The sequence below is a fragment of the Lysinibacillus sp. AR18-8 genome (assembly GCF_001705465.1).
Lineage (GTDB): Bacteria > Bacillota > Bacilli > Bacillales_A > Planococcaceae > Lysinibacillus > Lysinibacillus capsici.
Map to the genome: position 1 here is coordinate 1 of NZ_MDGU01000003.1, position 22,021 is coordinate 22,021.

At 37.1% G+C, this 22,021-nt stretch carries 23 protein-coding genes; 8 read left to right on the top strand and 15 right to left on the bottom strand.

Translation table 11 applies throughout. The features are described from left to right. Window positions 1–157 precede the first annotated feature (157 nt). The 6 genes from BFM98_RS00770 to BFM98_RS00795 all read right to left on the bottom strand — a co-directional run bounded on the left by BFM98_RS00770 (window position 158) and on the right by BFM98_RS00795 (window position 6,849). Window positions 158–2,239 carry a catalase gene (locus BFM98_RS00770; RefSeq protein ID WP_054549798.1) on the bottom strand — a complete coding sequence of 694 codons (2,082 nt, stop codon included), beginning with the start codon at window positions 2,237–2,239 and terminating at the stop codon, window positions 158–160. A 126-nt stretch (window positions 2,240–2,365) separates the two neighbouring features. Further along, on the bottom strand, window positions 2,366–2,941 hold the full coding sequence (locus BFM98_RS00775; RefSeq protein WP_048392008.1) for an RloB family protein: 576 nt from the start codon (window positions 2,939–2,941) through the stop codon (window positions 2,366–2,368). Continuing rightward, window positions 2,938–4,215, bottom strand: coding sequence for an AAA family ATPase (locus BFM98_RS00780; RefSeq protein WP_066036265.1), 1,278 nt, complete (start codon window positions 4,213–4,215; stop codon window positions 2,938–2,940). Before BFM98_RS00780 ends, BFM98_RS00775 begins: the two co-directional genes overlap by 4 nt. Window positions 4,216–4,309: 94 nt before the next feature. Beyond that, window positions 4,310–5,251 carry an NAD-dependent epimerase/dehydratase family protein gene (locus BFM98_RS00785; protein ID WP_048392010.1) on the bottom strand — a complete coding sequence of 314 codons (942 nt, stop codon included), beginning with the start codon at window positions 5,249–5,251 and terminating at the stop codon, window positions 4,310–4,312. A gap of 186 nt (window positions 5,252–5,437) precedes the next feature. After that, window positions 5,438–5,965, bottom strand: coding sequence for a YceI family protein (locus BFM98_RS00790; protein ID WP_004224534.1), 528 nt, complete (start codon window positions 5,963–5,965; stop codon window positions 5,438–5,440). A 311-nt stretch (window positions 5,966–6,276) separates the two neighbouring features. Further along, a complete protein-coding gene (locus BFM98_RS00795; protein WP_048392011.1) occupies window positions 6,277–6,849 on the bottom strand; it encodes a manganese efflux pump in 573 nt (190 codons plus the stop codon). Between the two features lie 219 nt (window positions 6,850–7,068). On the opposite strand from BFM98_RS00795, the gene BFM98_RS00800 reads away from it, so the two are divergent. After that, on the top strand, window positions 7,069–7,944 hold the full coding sequence (locus tag BFM98_RS00800) for a glycine betaine ABC transporter substrate-binding protein (protein ID WP_054549796.1): 876 nt from the start codon (window positions 7,069–7,071) through the stop codon (window positions 7,942–7,944). Between the two features lie 556 nt (window positions 7,945–8,500). Here the strand turns inward: BFM98_RS00800 and BFM98_RS00805 are convergent. Then, on the bottom strand, window positions 8,501–9,121 hold the full coding sequence (locus BFM98_RS00805) for a thermonuclease family protein (RefSeq protein ID WP_066036266.1): 621 nt from the start codon (window positions 9,119–9,121) through the stop codon (window positions 8,501–8,503). Window positions 9,122–9,254: 133 nt separating this feature from the next. After that, window positions 9,255–10,994, bottom strand: a complete 1,740-nt coding sequence (locus BFM98_RS00810) for an ABC transporter ATP-binding protein (RefSeq protein ID WP_054549794.1) — start codon at window positions 10,992–10,994, stop codon at window positions 9,255–9,257. A 121-nt stretch (window positions 10,995–11,115) separates the two neighbouring features. On the opposite strand from BFM98_RS00810, the gene BFM98_RS00815 reads away from it, so the two are divergent. From BFM98_RS00815 to BFM98_RS00825, 3 genes are read left to right on the top strand one after another with little or no spacing between them, the layout of a single operon-like run. Next, window positions 11,116–12,546 (top strand): ABC transporter permease, encoded by a 1,431-nt coding sequence (locus BFM98_RS00815; RefSeq protein ID WP_054549793.1) that lies wholly within the window; start codon window positions 11,116–11,118, stop codon window positions 12,544–12,546. 13 nt (window positions 12,547–12,559) lie between these two features. Then, window positions 12,560–14,056 carry an ABC transporter permease gene (locus tag BFM98_RS00820; protein WP_048392016.1) on the top strand — a complete coding sequence of 499 codons (1,497 nt, stop codon included), beginning with the start codon at window positions 12,560–12,562 and terminating at the stop codon, window positions 14,054–14,056. Window positions 14,057–14,068: 12 nt separating this feature from the next. Further along, a complete protein-coding gene (locus tag BFM98_RS00825; RefSeq protein ID WP_054549791.1) occupies window positions 14,069–15,880 on the top strand; it encodes an ABC transporter substrate-binding protein in 1,812 nt (603 codons plus the stop codon). A gap of 60 nt (window positions 15,881–15,940) precedes the next feature. Here the strand turns inward: BFM98_RS00825 and BFM98_RS00830 are convergent, their stop codons facing one another. After that, on the bottom strand, window positions 15,941–16,522 hold the full coding sequence (locus BFM98_RS00830; RefSeq protein WP_054549790.1) for a phosphatidylglycerophosphatase A family protein: 582 nt from the start codon (window positions 16,520–16,522) through the stop codon (window positions 15,941–15,943). Window positions 16,523–16,635: 113 nt separating this feature from the next. On the opposite strand from BFM98_RS00830, the gene BFM98_RS00835 reads away from it, so the two are divergent. The 3 genes from BFM98_RS00835 to BFM98_RS00845 all read left to right on the top strand — a co-directional run bounded on the left by BFM98_RS00835 (window position 16,636) and on the right by BFM98_RS00845 (window position 18,386). Further along, the gene (locus BFM98_RS00835; RefSeq protein ID WP_054549789.1) at window positions 16,636–17,355 is read left to right on the top strand and encodes an alpha/beta hydrolase; all 720 of its coding nucleotides are present in this window, start codon (window positions 16,636–16,638) and stop codon (window positions 17,353–17,355) included. 83 nt (window positions 17,356–17,438) lie between these two features. Then, a complete protein-coding gene (locus BFM98_RS00840; protein ID WP_048392020.1) occupies window positions 17,439–17,954 on the top strand; it encodes a YjcG family protein in 516 nt (171 codons plus the stop codon). A gap of 3 nt (window positions 17,955–17,957) precedes the next feature. After that, window positions 17,958–18,386: a GNAT family N-acetyltransferase gene (locus BFM98_RS00845; RefSeq protein ID WP_026023480.1), complete on the top strand. Its 429-nt coding sequence runs from the start codon at window positions 17,958–17,960 to the stop codon at window positions 18,384–18,386. Between the two features lie 120 nt (window positions 18,387–18,506). Here BFM98_RS00845 and BFM98_RS00850 read toward each other — a convergent pair whose 3' ends face one another. The 6 genes from BFM98_RS00850 to BFM98_RS00870 form a co-directional block, all read right to left on the bottom strand. Beyond that, window positions 18,507–18,755 carry a stage VI sporulation protein F gene (locus tag BFM98_RS00850; RefSeq protein WP_004230969.1) on the bottom strand — a complete coding sequence of 83 codons (249 nt, stop codon included), beginning with the start codon at window positions 18,753–18,755 and terminating at the stop codon, window positions 18,507–18,509. A gap of 130 nt (window positions 18,756–18,885) precedes the next feature. Next, window positions 18,886–19,056 carry a YjcZ family sporulation protein gene (locus BFM98_RS23225; protein ID WP_009374137.1) on the bottom strand — a complete coding sequence of 57 codons (171 nt, stop codon included), beginning with the start codon at window positions 19,054–19,056 and terminating at the stop codon, window positions 18,886–18,888. Window positions 19,057–19,121: 65 nt separating this feature from the next. Continuing rightward, entirely contained in the window at window positions 19,122–19,481 is a 360-nt protein-coding gene (gene spoVAE, locus BFM98_RS00855) for a stage V sporulation protein AE (RefSeq protein ID WP_483306192.1), read from the bottom strand. Window positions 19,482–19,497: 16 nt separating this feature from the next. Beyond that, window positions 19,498–20,493: a stage V sporulation protein AD gene (locus BFM98_RS00860; protein ID WP_054549787.1), complete on the bottom strand. Its 996-nt coding sequence runs from the start codon at window positions 20,491–20,493 to the stop codon at window positions 19,498–19,500. Continuing rightward, window positions 20,487–20,942 carry a stage V sporulation protein AC gene (spoVAC, locus tag BFM98_RS00865; protein WP_004230957.1) on the bottom strand — a complete coding sequence of 152 codons (456 nt, stop codon included), beginning with the start codon at window positions 20,940–20,942 and terminating at the stop codon, window positions 20,487–20,489. Before spoVAC ends, BFM98_RS00860 begins: the two co-directional genes overlap by 7 nt. Then, a complete protein-coding gene (locus BFM98_RS00870) occupies window positions 20,943–21,347 on the bottom strand; it encodes a YhcN/YlaJ family sporulation lipoprotein (RefSeq protein WP_225340734.1) in 405 nt (134 codons plus the stop codon). Window positions 21,348–21,480: 133 nt separating this feature from the next. Between BFM98_RS00870 and BFM98_RS00875 the strand changes: the two genes are divergently transcribed. Continuing rightward, window positions 21,481–22,005, top strand: a complete 525-nt coding sequence (locus tag BFM98_RS00875; protein ID WP_004230953.1) for a CotY/CotZ family spore coat protein — start codon at window positions 21,481–21,483, stop codon at window positions 22,003–22,005. The last annotated feature ends 16 nt before the right edge of the window (window positions 22,006–22,021 follow it).

Sequence of the window (22,021 nt, forward strand, 5' to 3'; positions counted from 1 at the left end):
TGAGTTTGTCTACAGTCTGAGCCTTTCATTACAATGAAAGGCCTTTTGACTTATTTATATACGTTTATGAGCATTCGTTTCTCTTTCGCAGGTATAAGGCTTTCTCTCCGCGGGTATTTGCTTCTCTTTCATGAGTATTCGACGCTCATTGATCTTTTTAATAAATATTTCGTTGCCAAAATCGTTGCTGGGCAATGGCAGCTACAAACTTTTTCGGAAAATCTTTATTACCTGTAGCTAAAACGATTCCTGGCCCTACATTGGCATTCGACATATTGAAGAAGGTTGTGCCAGTTGCAGCAAATCCTATAGGCTTAAAGTGGCGATATGCTTCATTTATATAATTGACGATATAAGTATTGAATTTCGCCTGATTACTTGCCTTTACTCCAACAACATATAATGAGTCAAATAATACAGCATCGGTTGTAATAAATGTGTCAGTAGCCGTTAATTGCACACCATTATTCCCTATTACCACACCTAGTCGATCAGAGATTATGCTATAGCGCACACCTTGTCTTGTTAAATATTTCAATACTTCCCCGACTTCATTTGCATCAAAGCCATCACCAATTAAGACGCCTACTTTCAACGTATAGGGTAATTTAACGGTATTGGCTTGACTCAGTGCAGGTGAAGAGGCCGTTACTTTAGACTGCTCGCCATTAGGTCGATTAACACCAACGTTGTCTGCCACTGTGGTAGCCATTTCTTTATCCACATGAACAAACATATCCACTACTTGCTGTCGAACAGATTTACTTTTCACTTTTCCTACTTCGAAGCTAAAGGCATCGATAATGTGTTGTTTTTCAGGTGGAGACATGCTGTTCCAAAATAGCCTTGCTTGTGAAAAGTGATCGTTAAAGGATTTACTACGCGCTCTCGTGATTCTTCCTTCAACCTTTTCTTCATAATGAACATATCCGCCTTCTCTTGCAGTAGAGGTAGCTGGTGTATTATTTGCTAATGAATTTTTATGATAGCTTACCCTGCCTAAATTAATGGTCTGTCGACTAAAGCCATTACGTTGATTGTTATGCACTGGGCAAATCGGGCGATTAATAGGGATTTCTGCAAAATTTGGTCCACCTAATCGAATCAATTGTGTATCTAAATAGGAAAACAATCGACCTTGTAGTAGAGGATCATTCGTAAAATCTATGCCAGGTACAACATTACCTGGATGAAAGGCAACTTGCTCTGTTTCAGCAAAGACATTATCTACATTGCGATTTAAGGTCATCTTTCCAATTTTCTTCACAGGTACTAATTCCTCTGGCCAAAGCTTTGTCGCATCTAAAATATCAAAATCAAATTTAAATTCATCCTCAGGTTCTAGTATCTGTATGCCTAACTCAAACTCTGGATAATCTCCAATTTCGATGGCTTCCCATAAATCTCTCCGTTGAAAATCTGGATCCTTCCCTGCAATTATTTGTGCTTCATCCCAAACAAGAGAATGCACTCCTAGCACAGGCTTCCAGTGGAATTTCACAAATCTTGATCTTCCCTTGTCATTGACGAAACGGAATGTATGCACACCGAAACCTTCCATCATACGAAAGCTTCGTGGAATGGCACGGTCAGACATTACCCACATTACCATATGTGCAATTTCCTGATTACTGGCTACAAAATCCCAAAAAGTATCGTGTGCAGAGGCTGCTTGTGGCATTTCATTATGAGGCTCAGGCTTTACGGCATGAATTAAATCGGGAAACTTAATGGCATCCTGAATAAAAAATACAGGGATGTTATTACCAACTAAATCATAATTCCCCTCATCCGTATAAAATTTTGTTGCAAACCCACGTACATCACGAGCTGTGTCCATTGAACCTAAGCTCCCTACCACTGTCGAAAATCTGACAAACACAGGTGTCTTCTTTTTCGGATCCTGCAAAAATTTTGCCTTCGTATATTCCGACATGGATTCATATAATTCAAACTCGCCATGTGCTGCAAAACCTCTGGCATGTACAACACGCTCTGGAATGCGTTCATGATCAAAATGGGTAATTTTTTCTCTAAGATGAAAATCCTCCATAATTGTCGGACCACGAACACCTGCCTTTAACGAATCCTCATCATTGGACACCCTTAGTCCCTGATTCGTTGTCATTTTCGTACCCTCATTTTCGACACGAAACGGCTCTAATTGATGATCCTTTGGGTTTCCTTCTCCATTTTTGGATTGATTCGACTTTGAGTTATCCACACAATCCCCTTTCATACATGTACTAATTTCGCTCCATATACACTATATGTTTCGGAAAAAGAAACATACCTTCATTCCGACAAAGCATTATGTAAAGATAAAAAACAGGCTTCTATTTGTTAATAGAAAACCTGCTCAATCTTAAAATATGTATCGTATCATTTCATGTATGTTACAGTATGGGTTGTCACGGCTCTCTGTCTCTCGAAGTGCCATCATATCTGTGCAATTTTTAATCGCTAACTCATGTCGTAATGCAATGGGGGCTATGAGGGATTCATCAGCCTTATGTCGGAAATAACGACTCACACCAAGGTGCTGTTCCATTTTGTCATTAAGGACAGCACGAGGGTACTTTTCTGTACTATCAACTTCCTCAAAATGCAAGAGTAACCACAATTCAAATGCTTCATTTGTATAGGCAATATGAATATTTTTTTCCTCACAAAATTGATTTACTTCCTCTAGTTGCTTTTCGGTTAGATCATCCTTATCAAAAACAATCCAAACTTCATCAAAGTATTGGTAGCTGGAATCTCGATAAGCATGTTGGGCAAGCTTAATCGCTGAACGTTTAACGTTTTTTATCTTGACGCTAACCATCTTAGAGCGCTTTAAAATACGCATTTGTTCAAAATAGATGCGTTCTGTTTCACCTTCACAATAAATTAAAATAGTTTTACGCAGTGTTCGGCTCCCTTGTTGACGTACTCTCACTGCTCAGATACCTCCGCTTCTTCTAAGTATTGTTCAGATAAATACTCATTAATGACAGGCGTTGCACCAAATTCCCCTTTCATATAGCGTTTCGCATAAGAAAGATCTCCACGTTTCCTTTGTAAATCTGCAAAATCAAATAAGGAGTATAGTTCCGATTCATTTTTAAAGCTTTTATTAACAAACCAAATTTGATCGGCGCGTAGTGGCTGATCAAGTAATTCTATTTCATGACTTGTCACGACAAATTGATTACTGCTATTGCGTTTGCTATTCATAATAGCCATTAAAAACTCACAAATCGATACATGGAAGGCTGTGTCGAATTCGTCTATAAAAATGGTTTTTCCTTTATTATAAGCATCCACCATCACACAGGCTAAATGTAGCATTCGCACTGTGCCCTTAGAATCCATTGTCCAATTAATTGTTTTTGTCCCTATCGGTGCACCTGCTTCATCAAATGATAAATAATGTAGATCAATATCTACTTCTTGAATCACCTCAGGCGAATCAAACTCATAGCCAATTGTATTTTTCTCTCTGCGTTCCACACGTCTAGCCGTGACATCTTGAATGGAGAGGTCTGCAATTTTTAGCAGTTTGATCACTTCCTTTTTAAAGGGCTCCTCTTCAAGTTTACGAATAAGAGGATGACTTGATAACCGATTTGCTTCATCTAGGAAAAGAATTTTATGTAAAAACCAATCGAATATCTTTAAAGCGTCTGGATCATTAAAAACATGTAATACGGATAGAAAGGCTGTATTATTACGAGTATATTTTGTCAATTCCTGTGAAGCTGTTTGAAATGTCTCATAAGAATATTCTGTACCATCCCATTGTCTGACAAATAGTTCTTCCTTCAGTGACTTGTTCGTTTTCACAAGACGTTCATAAAGAACTTGAGAAGCATTATACTGTATTTCATAATCATATAAAGCTCCGTCCAAAAAAAGCGATATCATAAACTCTGTTGGTTTGTCTTGCTGACTTCCTAACTTAAACGGTTGATAGGGTAGACGTAACTGCTTTACATTATTTAAGTTTTCAAAATTAAAAAGCAAGGAACGTAATACTTTAATAGCCGTAAACAGATTAGATTTTCCGCTTCCATTTGGACCAAAAATAAATGCGCTTTTTACAAGACGAAGTGTATCAAACTGAATTGTATGGGTATCCTTCCATTTTCGTAGGCGACTTCCAGCTACCATTGAAAACAACGTATCATCTTTATAACTTAAACAATTCTTTACTCTAAAATCTACAAGCATATGTAAACCTCCGTCCACAACCATTTCTTTAATGAATTATTATACTATAGACATAGAAAAAGACATATTACTCAATGTAATATGTCTTTTTACTTTATCCACTTTTTTGTTGAATTTCTGCTAATGATTCATTTTGTAGCGCATGCAATGTACGTTCAATGCCTTCTGCAAAAGATATTTTAGGCTTCCAACCAATTGCATTGGCTAATTTATCATTATTTAAAAATGAATGCTCAATATCTCCTTCTCGTGCTGGGGCATATTGAATTTCAAGTGGATGGTTTAAGTGTTGGAGCAGTAAGATGACCTGGTGAATTGACCAAGCCTCATTAGTGGATACATTATACGTGCCTTGTAAACGTGCAGATACACCTGCGTAAATAGCATCAGCAATATCGTCTACATAAATAAAATCACGTGTTTGTTCACCATCACCATAAATTGTAAATGGTTTACCTGCCATACTGCTTTTTAACATACTTGGAATCACAGCTGCTTCACCTTGCATTTGCTGTCTTGGCCCGAAAACATTGGCAAATCTATAGATAAGAACGGGCAAACGATAATCTTTTTGCCATTTCTCACAGTAGGTTTCGCCAATGCTCTTGTTTAATCCGTACATAGATATTGGTTCACAGACATCTGATTCCTCTAATGGAGGATAGTGACTATCCCCGTAAACAGCTGCTGAGGAGGCAAAGACAAAGTGCTGTACCTTATACTTGGATGATAAAAAAAGCATTTGGCTAAGCCCAACTATATTTGTCAAAATATCCTTTACTGGCTCCTGGATAGATTGCTGCACGCTCGTTTGCGCTGCACAATGGACGACCACATCAAAGTTTATTTCCTTAAAGAGATGCTCGCAAACCTCATCCTCAACATTTAAAAGATAGGATTTATGCTCGAAGTCAACATTCCGTAAATGCCCCGTACTTAAATTATCAATAATATAAACCGTTGCACCTTCTTCAAAAAAGCGCCTACCTACTGCACTGCCAATAAAACCATAGCCACCTGTCACTAATACATTCATCCTATCGCCCCCAAAAACAATATGATGATTTATATGCAGTAATTACTAAAAATATGCAAGAAACTTATTTACTGGAAATTTTTCTCAAATTCTTTTTACTAGATTTCTTCATTCACAAGTATCTATTTTGAGCTATATAAAAAGCATGTTTGAAGATTACTTCAAACATGCCCTAGCTATCTATTTTTAAGCTGGATTAATTTCTAATTCAACCGTTACTTTAATATCTTTCCCAACAAGGACCCCACCAGTTTCTAATGCCGCATTCCAAGTTAGACCAAAGTCTTCACGATTAATTGTTGTTTCAGCTTCAAAGCCGTATACTTCTTGACCCCATGGATTTGTGCCTTTTCCATTAAATTCTGTATCAAATGTTACTGATTTTGTAACGTCTTTGATTGTTAAATCACCAGTTACTGCATATTCATCGCCTGCTTTTTTAGCAATATTTGTAGATTTAAACGTAATCGTTGGATATTTTTCGGCATCAAAGAAATCTGCTGCTTTTAAATGATTATCGCGATCTTCGCTACGTGTATTAATACTTGCTGGATCGATTGTAAAACTAATGTTAGCAGTTGTTAAATCTGCAAGATCTGCTGCCTCAATATCAGCTGAGTAACTGTCAAATACACCCTTAACTTTTGATACCATCATGTGTTTTACTTGAAAGTTAATTGCTGAGTGTCCTAAATCAATGTTCCATTTTGCCATTATAAATTCCTCCAATTGGTTGATTTTATCTCGATTTCGAGATATATTTTAAAATATGAAGCAACTACATCTTTTATGTTACCCAAAATTGGATAGGATAAACATTTGTAGTTACTTATGTGTTTACATCTTAGCTTATGAAAAGTTTTTAATTACTTTCTGTAACCTACTATATATTAATAATTTAGTTACGTCAAGTAATTAAAAATAAATTTTTAAAACATAAAAAAAGTCGAGTCATCGGTACATCCCTCTCTATGTAATAAAAAGAATATCACCAATATTTGGTGATATTTAGCCGCAGCAATATATTATTTTGCAAAAACCTCAAAAATACCAATCATGATAAGTAGCCATCCTGAGATTGCTGTAGAATGCTTGCCAATAAACGTTTTTGCTAGTAAAGAGCCACATCTACTTCCTACTCCAACTGTGATAAAGGAAAATACGCCTATGGAAATGACTGTCCAAAGGGCTGAGATGCCATTTGCGCCTATTGCAATCCCTCCTGCTAAACAGTTTGCTGACAAGACAAAGCCAAGTGCCATTGCTTCTCTTGTTGAGATTACTAGATTTTTATCTTCATCAAATAATTCGGGATTTCCTGCTATCCGCTGATTAGAAAAATTATTGGACATCAAAGTCCATATACCAATCACACACAGTAGTAAACTCCCTAGTAAATTGGCAGTATGCGGTGAAATATACTCAACAACTGTGCTACCAGCTGTTACTGCGACATATGTGACAATCATCGACATAACAGCAATCACAGCATTTGATAAAATTGGAATTTTAACTTGTTTAACTCCATAGGCTAGACCAATCCCCAAGTTATCTAAATTCGCAGCGATTCCTATTAGAATAATTGTAATCCAATGCATACTAAGCCTCCTCAAATCTCCGTCTCCATTTTCACCTATCGTATGACAACAATAAAAAAATTAATGGGCTCAAATAAGTTAGTTGATTATGTTTCATCTTTTTAGCACGGTGTGACTAAACCATCAATTTGACAAAAGTAACAACTTGTTTATAAAATTAAGTTGTTACTTGTTAATATTTTTATTTTTATGTAAGAAATAATAGAAAGGAGATGTAATATGAAACTCATCAAGTTATTGAAAATAGGAATAGCATTTATATGCCTTATTGTGTTAACTGCATGTGGTTCAGAAAATGAGGACACAAAGAATACTGATAAAGGTGAAATCAATTTAGCATATGTTGAATGGGATACTGAAGTTGCATCTACACATGTAGTAGGACAAGTACTAGAAGATTTAGGATATAAGGTAACAGTGACACCTTTAGACAATGGGATCATGTGGGAAGCACTTGCAAACGGAGAGGTCGATGGTATGGTATCTGCTTGGTTGCCACAAACACATGCTCCACAAGTAGAAAAATACAACAATAAGATAGAGAACTTAGGAGAAAACCTAACTGGTGCTAAGATTGGTTTGGTTGTACCAAGTTATATGGATGTCGATTCTATTGAAGATTTAACAAACCAAGCTAATCAAACCATTACAGGCATTGAACCAGGAGCTAATATGATGGCTACGACAGAAAATGCCTATAAGGAATATAAGAATCTGGAAGGTTGGAATGTATTGACCTCGTCTGCTGGTGCAATGACCGCAGCCCTCAGTCAAGCTATCTCTAATAATGAAGAAATCATCATCACAGGCTGGTCACCACACTGGATCTTTAATGCCTATGATTTAAAGTACTTAGATGACCCCAAAGGTTTATATGGAGACGAAGAATATATTGGCACTTTTGCGCGGAATGGTTTAAAAGAGGATGCCCCTGAAGCCTATAGCGTCCTTGACCGTTTCAACTGGAGTGCTGAAGATATAGAAAGTGTAATGTTTGATATAATGGAAGGCATGAGTGCCACAGATGCTGCGAAAAAATGGATTGCCAATAATCAAGATAAAGTAGCCGAATGGACGAAAGATGTACAAGCATAAAAAGAGAACCCATTTACTACTCATTAGTAAATAGATTCAGACTGTAGACGGCTCATTCTATAATAGAATGAGCCGTCTACAATTTTTAACGTTCCCAAAAATGAGGGGGGTTTCAGGAGCGTAATCATGAACTAGCAAACTTCTGGAGAAAAGTAGCTAAAGTTCATCCTCTCTACACTGTATTGTAGAACAAGGAATATTCTTTGTATGATAATGATAATCATTATCATATTGATTGTCAACATTAATAAAAATGATTTTTTCATTTATCAGTAGCCGTCTTCCACTGTTAAGTAAACAAAACGTTGCTGGTATCTTGCTTTCCTTTGTGCAATCGCTTTCCGCTACCGTGTGCTGAACCTCTACAGTAGATTTTTACGACCAATATCATGAGTGCATTATATACAGAGAGACGACCCTAGAAAAGGGAATCACCCTCTCATGCCAAAAGCTTTTGCAAAGGGAATTTAAAATAGGAAGCTGCTACCAGTAAGATACTGGAAGCAGCTTCCTAGCTAAAATTAAACTTAAAAGCGTATAGTAATGGATTTATAGATTATTGAACTACTTCAGGGTGAAAACCATCTTTTTGGAAGTAATCCTCATGTGACCAAATATTTAATTTTGCATCCTGAGCTTTTTGTTGAATAGCTCTAAATGCATCTTCAAATGTATTGTTTGGTTTATGAATATAACGTACAACTGCAAGCCCTTCGTTTAATAAAGATTCCTGCAATAAGACATTATCTACAAACACGTAGGCTAGAAGGCGATCATAATTGTCTGTTTCTGGTCCAACATCATAGACCGCTTCAATTTTCTTAGCCTTTTCCAATAAATTGATCGTATACTCTTTTGCTTCTTCCGCATATGGCTGAGCGCCACCTTTATTGTAATTCATTTCAGGAGTATCCACCATTAATAGACGAATTTTTCGTTTCTCACCATTAATTGTCGCCTGAATCGTATCCCCATCATATGCTTTAATATAGTCTATCTCAAAGCGTTTATTACCTGTTTTTCCTTCCACTTGTTCAATGGTAATAGTACCTTGCTGATCTGTAACTGATTTAGTACTTTGATCTTCCGCAGGTGATCTGCCAAATATCATGTACAATGCTACAGCCAAAATAATCGTACCACTTGTTATTAATGTTTTTATATCTTGCATTTTCATGTAGTAGGCCCCTCACAACTAATCATCATTGCTTATACTTACGATTCGTATAAGTTGTGCACCTCATCATCAGAAAGACAACAAGTTTCACGATGTTTCTATTGTAAAATATCAAGCTACTACATTCAAGCTATCATATTGTCACTGCTACCCAGTGATTTGGTAAAACCTCTACTAACTGACTATTTTCTACCTCATAACGTATTTTCACGTCTTCTGCATGATCAGCATCAGTATATTTCTGCTTCTCAATTGCAGGATCTGGAATAGGAATAGAACGTAGTAATGCACGTGTATATGGATGTTGTGGGTTAGCGTATAGCTCTTCACTTTCTGCCAGTTCTACAATCTTTCCACCATACATGACAGCTACACGATCACTGATGTGCTTCACCATGGATAAATCATGGGCAATAAATAAATACGTCAGCCCAAGCTTTTGTTGTAATTCTTTTAATAAATCAACAATCTGCCTTTGAATGGAAACATCCAGTGCCGATAAGGGTTCATCACAAACAATAAAGTTTGGCTCAACCGCTAATGCTCTCGCAATACCAATTCGTTGACGCTGACCTCCCGAAAATTCATGAGGATAACGCATGGCATGCTCTTTTTTCAAACCAACAAGTTCAAGCAATTCCTCTACCCGTTGTCGCCTCTCCACATGTGTCTTCACCAGACCATGAATATCAAGAGCCTCGCCAATAATATCTAAGATTTTTCTGCGAGGATTTAACGATGAATAGGGGTCTTGGAAAATAATTTGCATATGGCGACGCATTGCCTTTAGCTGTTTTTTCGATAGCCTCGTTACAGGTATTCCTTGATATAGAACCTCTCCATTTGTAGGCTGATGAAGTTGAAGAATCGTCCTACCTGTAGTCGATTTACCTGAACCAGATTCACCAACCAAGCCCAATGTTTCACCAGGATATATATAGAACGATAAATCATTCACTGCTTTCAACGTTTGACCACGACCTAATGGAAATTCTTTGGATAGATGGGTCACTTCGATTAACGGTTTATGTCGATCGATACCTGGCTGAATAGTAGCAATCTCTTTTGGCTGCTTTTTCTCATGCAGTTTTGGTAAGGCATTCAATAATTTCTGGGTATACGGATGCTGGGCATTTGCAAAAATTTCTTCTGTTGTGCCCTGTTCAACTATTTCTCCTTCTTTCATCACTATGATGCGATCACACATACCTGCAACAACGCCTAAATCGTGTGTAATTAAAATAATAGACGTTCCCATTTTCTTTTGCATATCGCGCATCAATTTTAGGATTTGAGCTTGAATAGTAACGTCCAGTGCTGTTGTTGGCTCATCTGCAATAAGCAGTGAGGGATTACAAGCAAGCGCCATAGCAATCATTACCCGTTGACGCATACCACCTGAAAATTCATGAGGGTATTGTCGATACCGTTCTTCTGCGTCTCTAATACCAACCAGTTTTAATAATTCTATTGTTTGTTGATAGGCTTCGTTTTTTGACATTGACTGATGCTTGATTAAACTTTCAGCCACTTGATCACCTATTCGAATAGTAGGGTTTGTGGATGTCATCGGATCTTGGAAAATCATACTAATATCTTGTCCACGTATCCCTTCCATTTGTTTTTCACTAAATTCAGTGAGTTCTTGCCCTTTAAACACAATTGAGCCAGATTTCAAAAATGAAGGTGGCGATGGTAATAAACGCATAATGGAGCGAGCCGTTACACTTTTCCCGCTCCCAGACTCTCCCACAATTCCTAGTGTTTCACCTTTATTTAGATGGAAGTTAACGTCCTTAACGGCTTCAAATTCTGTCTCCCCTGTGATAAAGGATACGCGAAGATTATTGATTTCTAAAAGCTTTTCACTCATTCGACCCATCCTTTTTAAAATTTGTGATTGACTTACTTTCAAGTATAATCCATACTTTACAATACTGATAGGAATTATACAATATAATACTGAATATTTTATTTACGTTTGGAGGAAATGCATGGTTACTTCAAAAAATCATTTAAAACCAGAGAAATTTATTTTCTTTTCTACGGTTTATCAAAAACTAATGCATCAAAAGCCTTATCATCTACTTCTTTTTCTTTTTAGTATTTTAGTTCACCCTTTTACATACTTTATCTATCGGAAAAGGAAACTTTCAAACACTTATGATCAGGCTTTTGCATTGCGTAGTCAGTACTATATAGAGCATGGATTGGTTGCCCAGTGGCAAAAGGAATTTGAGCAACAAGAAATAGCAAAAGCTACATTTTTTAAAGAGGCTGTATTGGAGTCACAAATTCAGTTCACAGCCAAGCACTTAGCTCAAAGGAAGCTTCAACAGCAAGTGGATCAGGATTTACAAAAAGAGGACATACAACAACTATCCTATGCCCAATTTTTTAATCAGCAACTAACTAACAAACGTTTTGTGGCTCTTACCTTTCTACCAGCTGTTTTATTTTATGTAGTACTTATCTTATTTGCGAATCCATTTCTGCAATTTATCATTGAACGTATTTTACAAAGCTTCATTGTGATTGTTGGAGTGGCTACATTAGTGTTTACCATTTTATATTTATCACCTTTTGATCCAGCAAGAAACCTACTCGGAGTTGAAGCAACACCTGTGCAAATAGAAAACTTTAATCGCATTCATGGTTTGGATCAACCTTATTTATCACAGCTATGGAACGCATTATCTGGTCTATTTACATTTGATTTAGGTACATCCTTTGCAGGTAAAGAAGATATCACACATAGCATTGCTACAAAATTTCCTGTCACTCTTGAAATTGCCGTATTGTCGTTGCTAATGGCTATTGCTATTGCCATACCAGTTGGAATTATTTCAGCTGTTCGTCCAAATTCATATTTGGATTATACATTTATGTTCATTGCTTTAATTGGTCTATCCATCCCAAGCTTTTGGCAAGGTTTAATTTTTATTTTGACATTTGCTCTAAAGCTACAATGGTTTCCAGCTACCTATAACCCTCATAATTGGCTCTCGCTTATCATGCCAATTGTCGTCTTAGGAACATCCATTACGGCTTCTATTGCTAGGATGACAAGGTCAAGTATGCTTGAGGTGATTCATGAGGATTACATTATTACAGCAAAAGCTAAGGGCTTAAATGAATTCAAAGTGATTTCAAAACATGCCATTCGCAATGCTATGATTCCGATTATTACGGTGATTGGACTTCTTTTTGGAGGTATGTTGGGAGGCGCATCTGTAACAGAAAAGGTATTCAACATTAGTGGTATAGGTAGCTATATCGTCGATAAACAATTTATCCCTGATATTCCGGCAATTCTTGGGGGCGTTGTTTATATTGCCATCACCATTTCGATTGTCAATTTATTCATTGATATCATGTATGCCTTTTTTGATCCACGCATTCGCTCGAAAATGAAGAAGTCTTAAAGGAGGATCACCTGTGAAAAACATCTTACATGTCAAACTACTCTTGAAGATTACACAGGAATATGTCAATTCTCATTTTACTTTTGTCTTTTCCTTACTGTTTTCTTTACTATTTCTAGCCTATAGCTATAATTTTTCCAGCAATAGCTGGCGACCAGTGGTTCTGCTTCTTTTTGTTATTTATGTCATCACTACGGCATATGTTGCCTTCGTCAATTTACGAATTAAAAAGGATTTAGCAACGTATGGTGACATTCAAAAAAATACTCGAATGTTTGGCTATCCTCTTTTAATAACGATACTGTCAGGCAATATTTTTTCGACATCCTTTGCATTTATGCTTGTGTCAAAAAGAAAGACTGCTGAATATACTTTTGCTGCCTATGCCTTTATAACACAGCTATTCATCTTAGGTATTGCAGCATTGAATTTATTTAAGCCATATGTCACAGATACCTTTGTACTGGCAATGGGCGTTTTCTTAGTACTCTCGCTTCTCTATATCGTGATGGCCATTTTATGTACGAAATATGTCACAGCAACTGAGGCACCTAAATGGATGCTCATTCCAGGTATTGTCCTATTATTGGCGACTTTCACTGGTAATCTATTTGCGACTTTACTAGGATATAGCCTTATCCAAAAGGCTCGAAGGGCAAATCCATCTTCTATTGAGAAATGGCAAAAAATATGGGAGAAGATTTTACGCAATACAATGGCTGTATTCGGCTTATTCTTCATTATTTTCATGTTCTCGTTATCCGTTACAAGTTCTTGGACTTTCGACTATGATTTCGCTACTGAAAATAATTATGGAGCATTGCTACAAACACCGACATTAGAATATCCACTAGGTACAGATAATTATGGTCGAGATTTATTTTCTCGTATTGTGTTTGGGGCACAAATATCATTAATCGTCGGATTTTTCTCCACGATTATCCCCGCAGTTATTGGTGGCGCATTAGGAGCATTTTCAGGCTATTATGGTAAATCCACTGATAATATCATCATGCGAAGTCTCGATATTTTATATGCCATTCCTGGGATATTGTTAGCCATTGCTATTATCGCCGCATTTGGTGCTAATACTGTGAATCTTATTATTGCACTTAGTGTTGGAGCAATTCCAACCTATGCCCGTACAATGCGGGCAAATGTTATGCAGCTTGCTAATTATGAGTTTGTAGAATCGGCTAGAGCTTTAGGTGCATCTGATGCAGCTATTATTTTCAAGCACATTGTCCCCAATTCTTTAGCACCAATGATTGTGAAAGCAACATTAACGATTGGTGGAGCTGTTATTTCCACAAGTAGTTTAAGTTTTTTAGGGCTAGGTATTGAGCCACACATTCCTGAATGGGGCAATATTTTAAAAGTTGGTAGTACGTACCTGGAAACACATTCATATGTCGCGATTTTCCCAGGTCTTTGTATTATGCTTCTTGTCCTCTCCTTTAACTTCTTAGGAGATGGTTTACGAGATGCTTTAGATCCAAAAACAAATTAATCGGAGGTAACTATGAAGAAATTACTTGTATTTTTATTCGTTGCAGTACTAGCTTTGGCTGGCTGTGTACAAACAAAAACTGACGTAGAAGGCAGTAAAGATTCAAAAGATAGTGACAAGAGCAATGGCAAGGTTGCCATTGAAGTATTAGGGATGGCAGCTTCTGAAGAAGATATGAATATTGTGCGTGACCAATTAGTGAAAAATGGTTTTGATGTAAAGCTAAATATTCAACCTGATTACGGTTCTTTCTCTGCTCAAAAAGAAGCAGGTAATTATGATCTTGCTCTTTCAAGCTGGACGACAGTTACAGGGAACCCAGACTATGCTGTTCGTGGTTTATTTAAAACTGGCGGTGACTACAGTGTGGTGGCAGATTCAAAACTAGATGCATTGATTGATGAAGCGAGTACATTGACTGGTGAAGAAGCAGCAGCTAAATATAAAGATTTAGAACAATTATTAGTATTCGATGAAGCTTATATTGCGCCTTTATATATTTCCAATAAGTATCAAGGTATCTACTCTGAACTTGTAAACCCTAAAACAGTACTTTTACCAAAATCTCGAGCACAAGTTTGGGAAAAAATAGAATTTAATGATACATCTAAAAATACAACAGAACCTTTAATTTTACACCAAACAATCAATTCTCTTACTTCACTAGACCCAATCAAAGGGAATGATGGTTCAATCAACACATTAAACACGAATATGTATGTTCGTCTTGTTAACTTAACAGACACAGATGAAGTTGTGTCAGATGGTTCATTATCTTACAACCATGTAATGGCTGAAGGGAATCAAGAATATTACTTCATTTTACGAGATGATATCAATTTTGCAGCAGTGAAAGATGGTGCAGCTGTTGATTCAGGTGAATTAGTGTCAGCTGAAGATGTAGTCTTTTCATTAAACCGTGCGAAAGACGCTAATTCAGTACCAGATCATCGTACTTACAGCATTCATGAAAACATTGAAACAGTCGAAATCGTTTCTGATTTAACTGAATTACAAAATAAAAAAGTAGCAGGCTCTGAGCAATCCGTTTTAGAAGCATTATCACAAAACCTACCTGCTTCTGTAGCGCAATTAGCAAAAGATAAAGGTGCTGTTAATAATGCAGCAGGTGCATACCAAGTTGTTAAAATTACAACACCTACACCTTTCCCACAAGTATTAAACTATTTAGCACACCAATCTGGTGGTATCGTATCTGAAAAACAAGTAACAAGTGTTAATACGTATGATGTGGCTAACTACAACCCTGACAAGGACATTGCCTATGGTGATCAAGCTACTGTAACGGAAGGTTCAGCTACATTCAATAACCAGTTATATGCAAGTGGTCCTTACATTTTAGTGAAGAAAAATGATTATGAAGCACAGTTTGTGAAAAATCCTGCTTATCGAGCTGGTAGCGAATATGAGCCAAAAATTGCTAAAATCAATGTCCGTTTTATCTCTGATGTTGATAGTGCCCTATCTGCATTACGTAATGGTGAAATTCATGTTCTGCAAACAGTACCAGAAACGAAACTGGATATTGTCAAATCAGATGCTAAATTAACATTAAATACGGCAGATAGTAATGCTGTGTCTTACCTACAAATGAATACATCTGGCCGTGCGGTTTCTGATTCAGCAGATTTACGTAAAGCAATTCTATACTCTATTAACCAAGATGAATTCATTAGCTATTATCAAGGCAATAAAAAACCAGCTGTATCCACAGTCTCTCCATTAATTGATACTGGTTTAAAACTTGAAGCAGATAGCGAAAAAGTAAAAGAATTGGTAAAAGCATATAACGATAAAAAGTAATACAAATTAGAGCCTTCTCAAAATTTGAGAAGGCTCATTTTTATATAGAAGAAACTCATTTTAAATTTCATTATGTGATTTTGGTTTTGGTCCTAGCTCTTCAGGTTCGATATCAGCGAATGTTTCGCCTTCTTCTTCTAGGTCACGCATACGATGTGCAATACGGGAAGCTGCTGACGCTGCTATACTACCAACCAAATCATCTAAGAACGTGTTGACATGATGTCCGGGTTCTGTATCCAGTTTTTTAATAATCCCTATTTTCTGCTTGTCTAAATGACCAAAAGTAGTAACGGCAATGCTGCCATATGTAAATACAGATCCTAGTGCAATTGTTTCGTCTACACCAAATAGACCTTCATCTGATTCGATAATTTGTTGTAGTGGTGAAGATAATAATTTTTTCTCTGCTAATTCATCTAATTCAATCCCTACTAATAAAGCATGTTGCACTTCTCGCTTACGTAATACACGTTCAACAGAATGAACACAATGCTCTAGTGTTAAACCTTCATTATAGGTTTTTTGCATTTCGTAAACAATTTGCGCGATATCCTCTATCGCTACACCTCTACGAATTAACGCGGCTTGAGCTGCCTTTGCTACTTCGTCAGAGTGCACACGAATACTTTTATTATGCATATTTAACCCTCATTTCGATTTTTATTGCTAGTATAATGCTAGCCCAACCTATTATACCTTTACTTACGTAATATGGTACAATTTTGTTACAAACACAAGAAGGAGTGTCATCATTGGATAAGGGAACAGTACAGGATTTAACATTTTACAGTGAGTCATTACAGGAAGAATTACAGCTCTATATTTATGTTCCTGCAAATTATTCTCCACTATATAAATACAACATTTTAATCGCATCAGACGGTAAAGATTATTTCCAACTTGGTGGTATTACAAAGCTAGCTGATGAACTGATTGATGACTATGAAATCGAAAATTTAATTATTGCATTTGTTCCTTACAAAGACATAAAAGATCGACGTCATAAATATATCCCGAGCGGTGAGCAACATGAAGCCTATCTTCGCTTTTTAGCACATGAGCTAGTGCCTTATTTAGATCAGGAGTATGCCACTTACCAAATGGGTATGAGTCGTGGAGTGATTGGTGACTCTATGGCTGCCACTGCTTCCTTAATGGCTGCTTTAAAGTATCCAAGCATCTTTGGCAAAGTCATCCTACAATCACCTTATGTAGATGCTGATGTATTAAAGGCTGTGGAAAATTTTAAAGATCCAGGATCTATTTCTATCTACCATATCGTCGGCAAAGGCGAAGATCAAGTTGTGACAATGGATAAAACCATCAAAGATTTTTTAACACCTAATCGTCAATTGCATGATCTCATGATAAATAAAGGGTTTACTACATTTTATGACGAGTTTGATGGCAATCATACATGGAAATATTGGAAACCAGACCTTCGACGTGCATTAATTGAAAATTTCAATTAATATGAAGCGATTCAAATTACGAAAACTGAAATTTCTGTTATACTTAATTAGAAAAATTGTTTATTTTCGGGAGGTAATGGACTATGAAGTACGGTATTGTGGCATTTCCATCAAAAAAATTGCAAGATTTAGCGAATACTTATCGCAAACGATACGATCCTCATTATGCAAAGATTACACCGCATATGACATTAAAGGACAGCTTCGATGCGTCTGAAGAACAGATTCAAACCATCGTCAAGCAATTAGATGAACTTGCTGCTAAATATGCACCTTTAAACATTCATGCATCTCGCATTAGTTCGTTTTTCCCTACAACAAATGCGATTTACTTCCGCATTGAACCAACAGAACAATTAGCAGCATTCCAACATGAACTTCAAGAAAAAATCCCTTATGGGGAAATGAAGCATGTATTTGTACCACACATTACAATCGCTCAAAAAATGTCAGATTCAGAGCATGATGACATTTTTGGTCAATTACGCATGACGGGCGTTGATGAAAAAGATACAATTGATCGCATTCATCTTTTATATCAATTAGAAGATGGTTCATGGACAACATACGAAACATTCCGTTTGTCTGGAGCTGAGTGATTGTTGTATACCGTTAAAATTGTTGAAACAAAGCAAGAGCACGATGATGCCTTTGCCATTCGCAAAAAAGTATTTGTTGAAGAGCAAGGTGTTCCGCTTCATCTAGAATGTGATGCTGAAGATGCAACTGCAACACATTTTATTATGTATGATAACGATGAGCCTGTTGGAGCAGCACGTTTACGCAGTATTGACAACAATACAGCTAAAATTGAGCGTGTTTGTATTTTACAATCCCAACGTGGCAAAAAGTTAGGCGCATTAATCATGAAGGAAATGGAGAAGCACGCTATTTCCATTAATAAAAAAACCTTAAAACTTCATGCACAAAGCTATGCTATTCCCTTCTACGAAAAGCTAGGCTTTACAGTTACCTCACCCGAGTTTATGGATGCAGGTATTCCACACCGTGCTATGGAGAAGAACATTTAATGAAAGGGTGTTACGATATTTATAATGTCGTAACACCCCTTTTTTATGAGACGAATTCGCTTGCCACCATTTATCTACTCTATCGTAACAAGCTGCATTGCCAAGTAGATATGCCATGCGCTACTTCATCATTCTAGTGATTTTATCAAAATCTAGTGATGCGCCATCTTGAATAATAGATTGTACTAATTTATCTTCTAACTCTTGCGTAATTGATCTGTTAGATATTTTAGCAACACGTCGTACAATTTTTCTTACTTGTTTTTCACTGGTAAAATCCGCATGTTGAATGGCATTGGCTAATGCGAAGATTTCATCCATCGATACACCTGTTTTTTGCTCAATCGAATTAAAAAACGAGCGATGCATGTTTTCCCTCCTATCATTAAAACTCAATATGACCTTGCTTCTTGCACGAAACATTTCGCAAATGGTGGAGGCCTTAACTTTATTTAGAATTTCCTAAATAAAAGCTAAAGCCTTTATTATGTTCATCAAATTAGATGTAAGTAGCGCCAACAATAATTAATAGAATGAATAGTACAACAATTAGAACAAATGTAGAACCATAACCATAGTTGTTGCCTCCAGAGTATCCTCCGCAGTAGCTATTGTTCCACCCACCAACGTTATTTCCGTACGGTTGTGAGCCCCAGCCTTGGTATCCCATAAAAGCACCCCTCCCTTCTACAACCTATAATATGTTTCGGTCGTAAAAATGGGAGGGGTATTCGTCTAGTCAATATTTCCTTTTGGTCTAAATATTAAGGCACCAATAAAGCCGAACACAATAGCAGCACTGATTCCTGAGCTTGTTACTTCGAACATGCCTGTTAATACGCCAACAAGTCCATGTTTTTCTGCCTCCCCCAGAGCACCATGTGTTAATGAATTCCCGAAGGATGTAATGGGCACTGTCGCCCCTGCTCCAGCAAAATTAATTAATGGCTCATATAAGCCCATACCATCCAAAATCGCGCCTACAACCACTAACGTACTTAGTGTATGGCCCGGTGTTAAATTGCCAACATCCATTAATAATTGGCCAATGACGCAAATAATGCCTCCAACAATAAATGCAAATACAAAAGTCATAACCATGTTTTTTGCCTCATTTCATCGTAATTTCTATCGCATGTGCCGTACATGGAATCGTCTCGCCTTGCTGATAGGATAGCGGAGATAATAACGCACCCGTTGCTACTAGTAATACTCGCTTATAGCTCCCTGCACGCATTTGTTGAATAACATAACTAAAAAAAACAGCTGCCGAACAACCTGCACCACTTGCACCAGATTGGAATGCTTCATCCTGTCCATAAAATTCAGCACCTGCATCACGTAATAACGTGAGCTCTTCATTTTTCACGCCATTTTCCACAAGCATTCCTTTCAATAGCTTTAAGCCAAGCTGGCCCAAATCGCCTGTTAAAATTAAATCGTAATGATAAATTTTTTGATTTCTCTGTTGTAAATGAGATTGAATCGTCTGAAATGCAGCAGGTGCCATTGCTGCACCCATATGGAAAGGATCATCCATACCATAGTCAACGGATTTGCCAATTGTTGCCGCTTCTATAGAAGGATATTCCTCGCGATGCTTGCCAATTAACGCATAACCAGCAGCAGTTACAGTCCACTGAGCTGTTTGTGGTTTTTGTGCTCCATAATTGATGGGGTAACGAAACTGGCGTTCAATTGCATTATGTTGACTAGAGGCACCTGCTAATGAAAAATTAGCAGCACCTAACTCGGTTAACAGGCATGCAATAATGACTGAAGATACAGATGTGGCACATGCCGAAAAGAGTCCAATAAAAGGGATTTCTAAATCCCTAGCGGCAAAATTAGTTGGTGTCATTTGGTTGACTAAATCTCCACCCATTAAATAATTGATATCACCTTTTTGTACGCCCATTTTTTTCATAGCAAATTCACAGGCCTCTTCGATCATTTTACGATGTCCCTGTTCGTTTGTTTTCATTTGCCAACGTTCATCATCATACACAGAGTCAAAATATTGACTAAAAATACTCCTATTTTCTAATGGACCTGCTACCACACCACCTGCTAAAAGAGAGGGCTTCGATTGAAATACAATTACCATGAAACCACTCCTATCGTTACGAGGATATATTTAATGAGCGCTACAAAAAATGCTGACACTACACCAAATAAAACAACTGATCCTGCTAATTTAAATAAATTTCCTCCGACTCCCAATACTAGCCCTTCAGAACGATGCTCGATTGCTGCCGAAATAACAGCATTACCAAAGCCTGTTACTGGAACTGCTGATCCAGCCCCAGCAAATTGACCAATTCTTTTATAAAGGCCAAGACCTGTTAATATCATTGCGAAAAATACCATCGTTGCAACCGTAGGATTTCCTGCTGTTGCTTCTGTAAAATTGAAGAAAATAATATAAAAAAGAGACACAGCTTGACCGATTGCACAAATAAAACCGCCAACGAAAAAGGCTTTTGCTACATTCTTTAAATAAGGGGGCTTTGGTGTAACATTTTGCTCTAACTGTTGATACTGCTCTTTTTCCATTTATGTCTCCTCCTTTGCAAGCTCTTTTAGTTCTGTAATTTTATCGCTTAATTTATTATCTTCCATCTGATCCTTTTTTATTTTATTGGCTTCATAAAAAATTTTGTAATCAGCGGAGACAAACACTTCTTTGTTTGGATATTTCTCTTCAAATTTCTTTTGCAATTTTTTCTCTAACTTAGTTTTTTTCCACTTTTCCCATGGTTTAATTTGTACTGCGATAAGCATACTATCGTCATATTGAATAACCGTTGAGCGATCAACATAGTCTTCTTCTTTAATAAGGGTTTCGACTTCACTTTCATTTTGTGGAGACCCATAGACGATAAATTTTTCCTTTTCAGCACAACCATTTAACAGCGATAAAACAACTAAGAGAGGTAACGTCATTCCTAGTAGCCTCAAGTTTTACCCTCCTTTTCTTTACAGTTTCTCCACACATAAAAAAACTATTCATTCAAAGAAATACACAAAAGCCCGAGTCCAGTTTTCAAAAGTACATATTGTAGAAGTAGTAACAAGGAAAGGGGGTGACAATATGGGTTGTGGTAAGCCAACAAATCCTATTGGACCAATCCATTCAGCAGGCTGCGTTTGTGACGTAGTTCGCGCTATTTTAGATATTCAAAATCAAGCGGTGCGAGATGAGTGTTCTCCATGTACAGCAAACTGTTTCTTAGAGCCACTAGGCGGGATTGTTAGTCCTGCACGCTCACAAGCAGATACACGTGTTTTCATGTTAATTACAAAAGATGGTACTCCTTTCAAAGCATTCTTTAACTCTCCAACAGCAGATCCTTGTATTTGTACATCCGTATTCTTCCGCGTAGAAGATATGTTTGATGAATGCTGTGCTACTTTACGTGTTTTAGAGCCATTATGTACATTTGACTCTAGTGAAAGTACAGTAGACTTACTAAGCAAAGATGGTTGTTGTATCAACATGAAGAAAATCTGTAAAGTAGATGACTGGAGCTCAACAGATAGCTGTATTACTGTGGATTTATCTTGCTTCTGCGCTGTACAATGTATCGCTGATGTTGACTTAGGGATTTGTGACTAATTCTTTCACCTTTGAC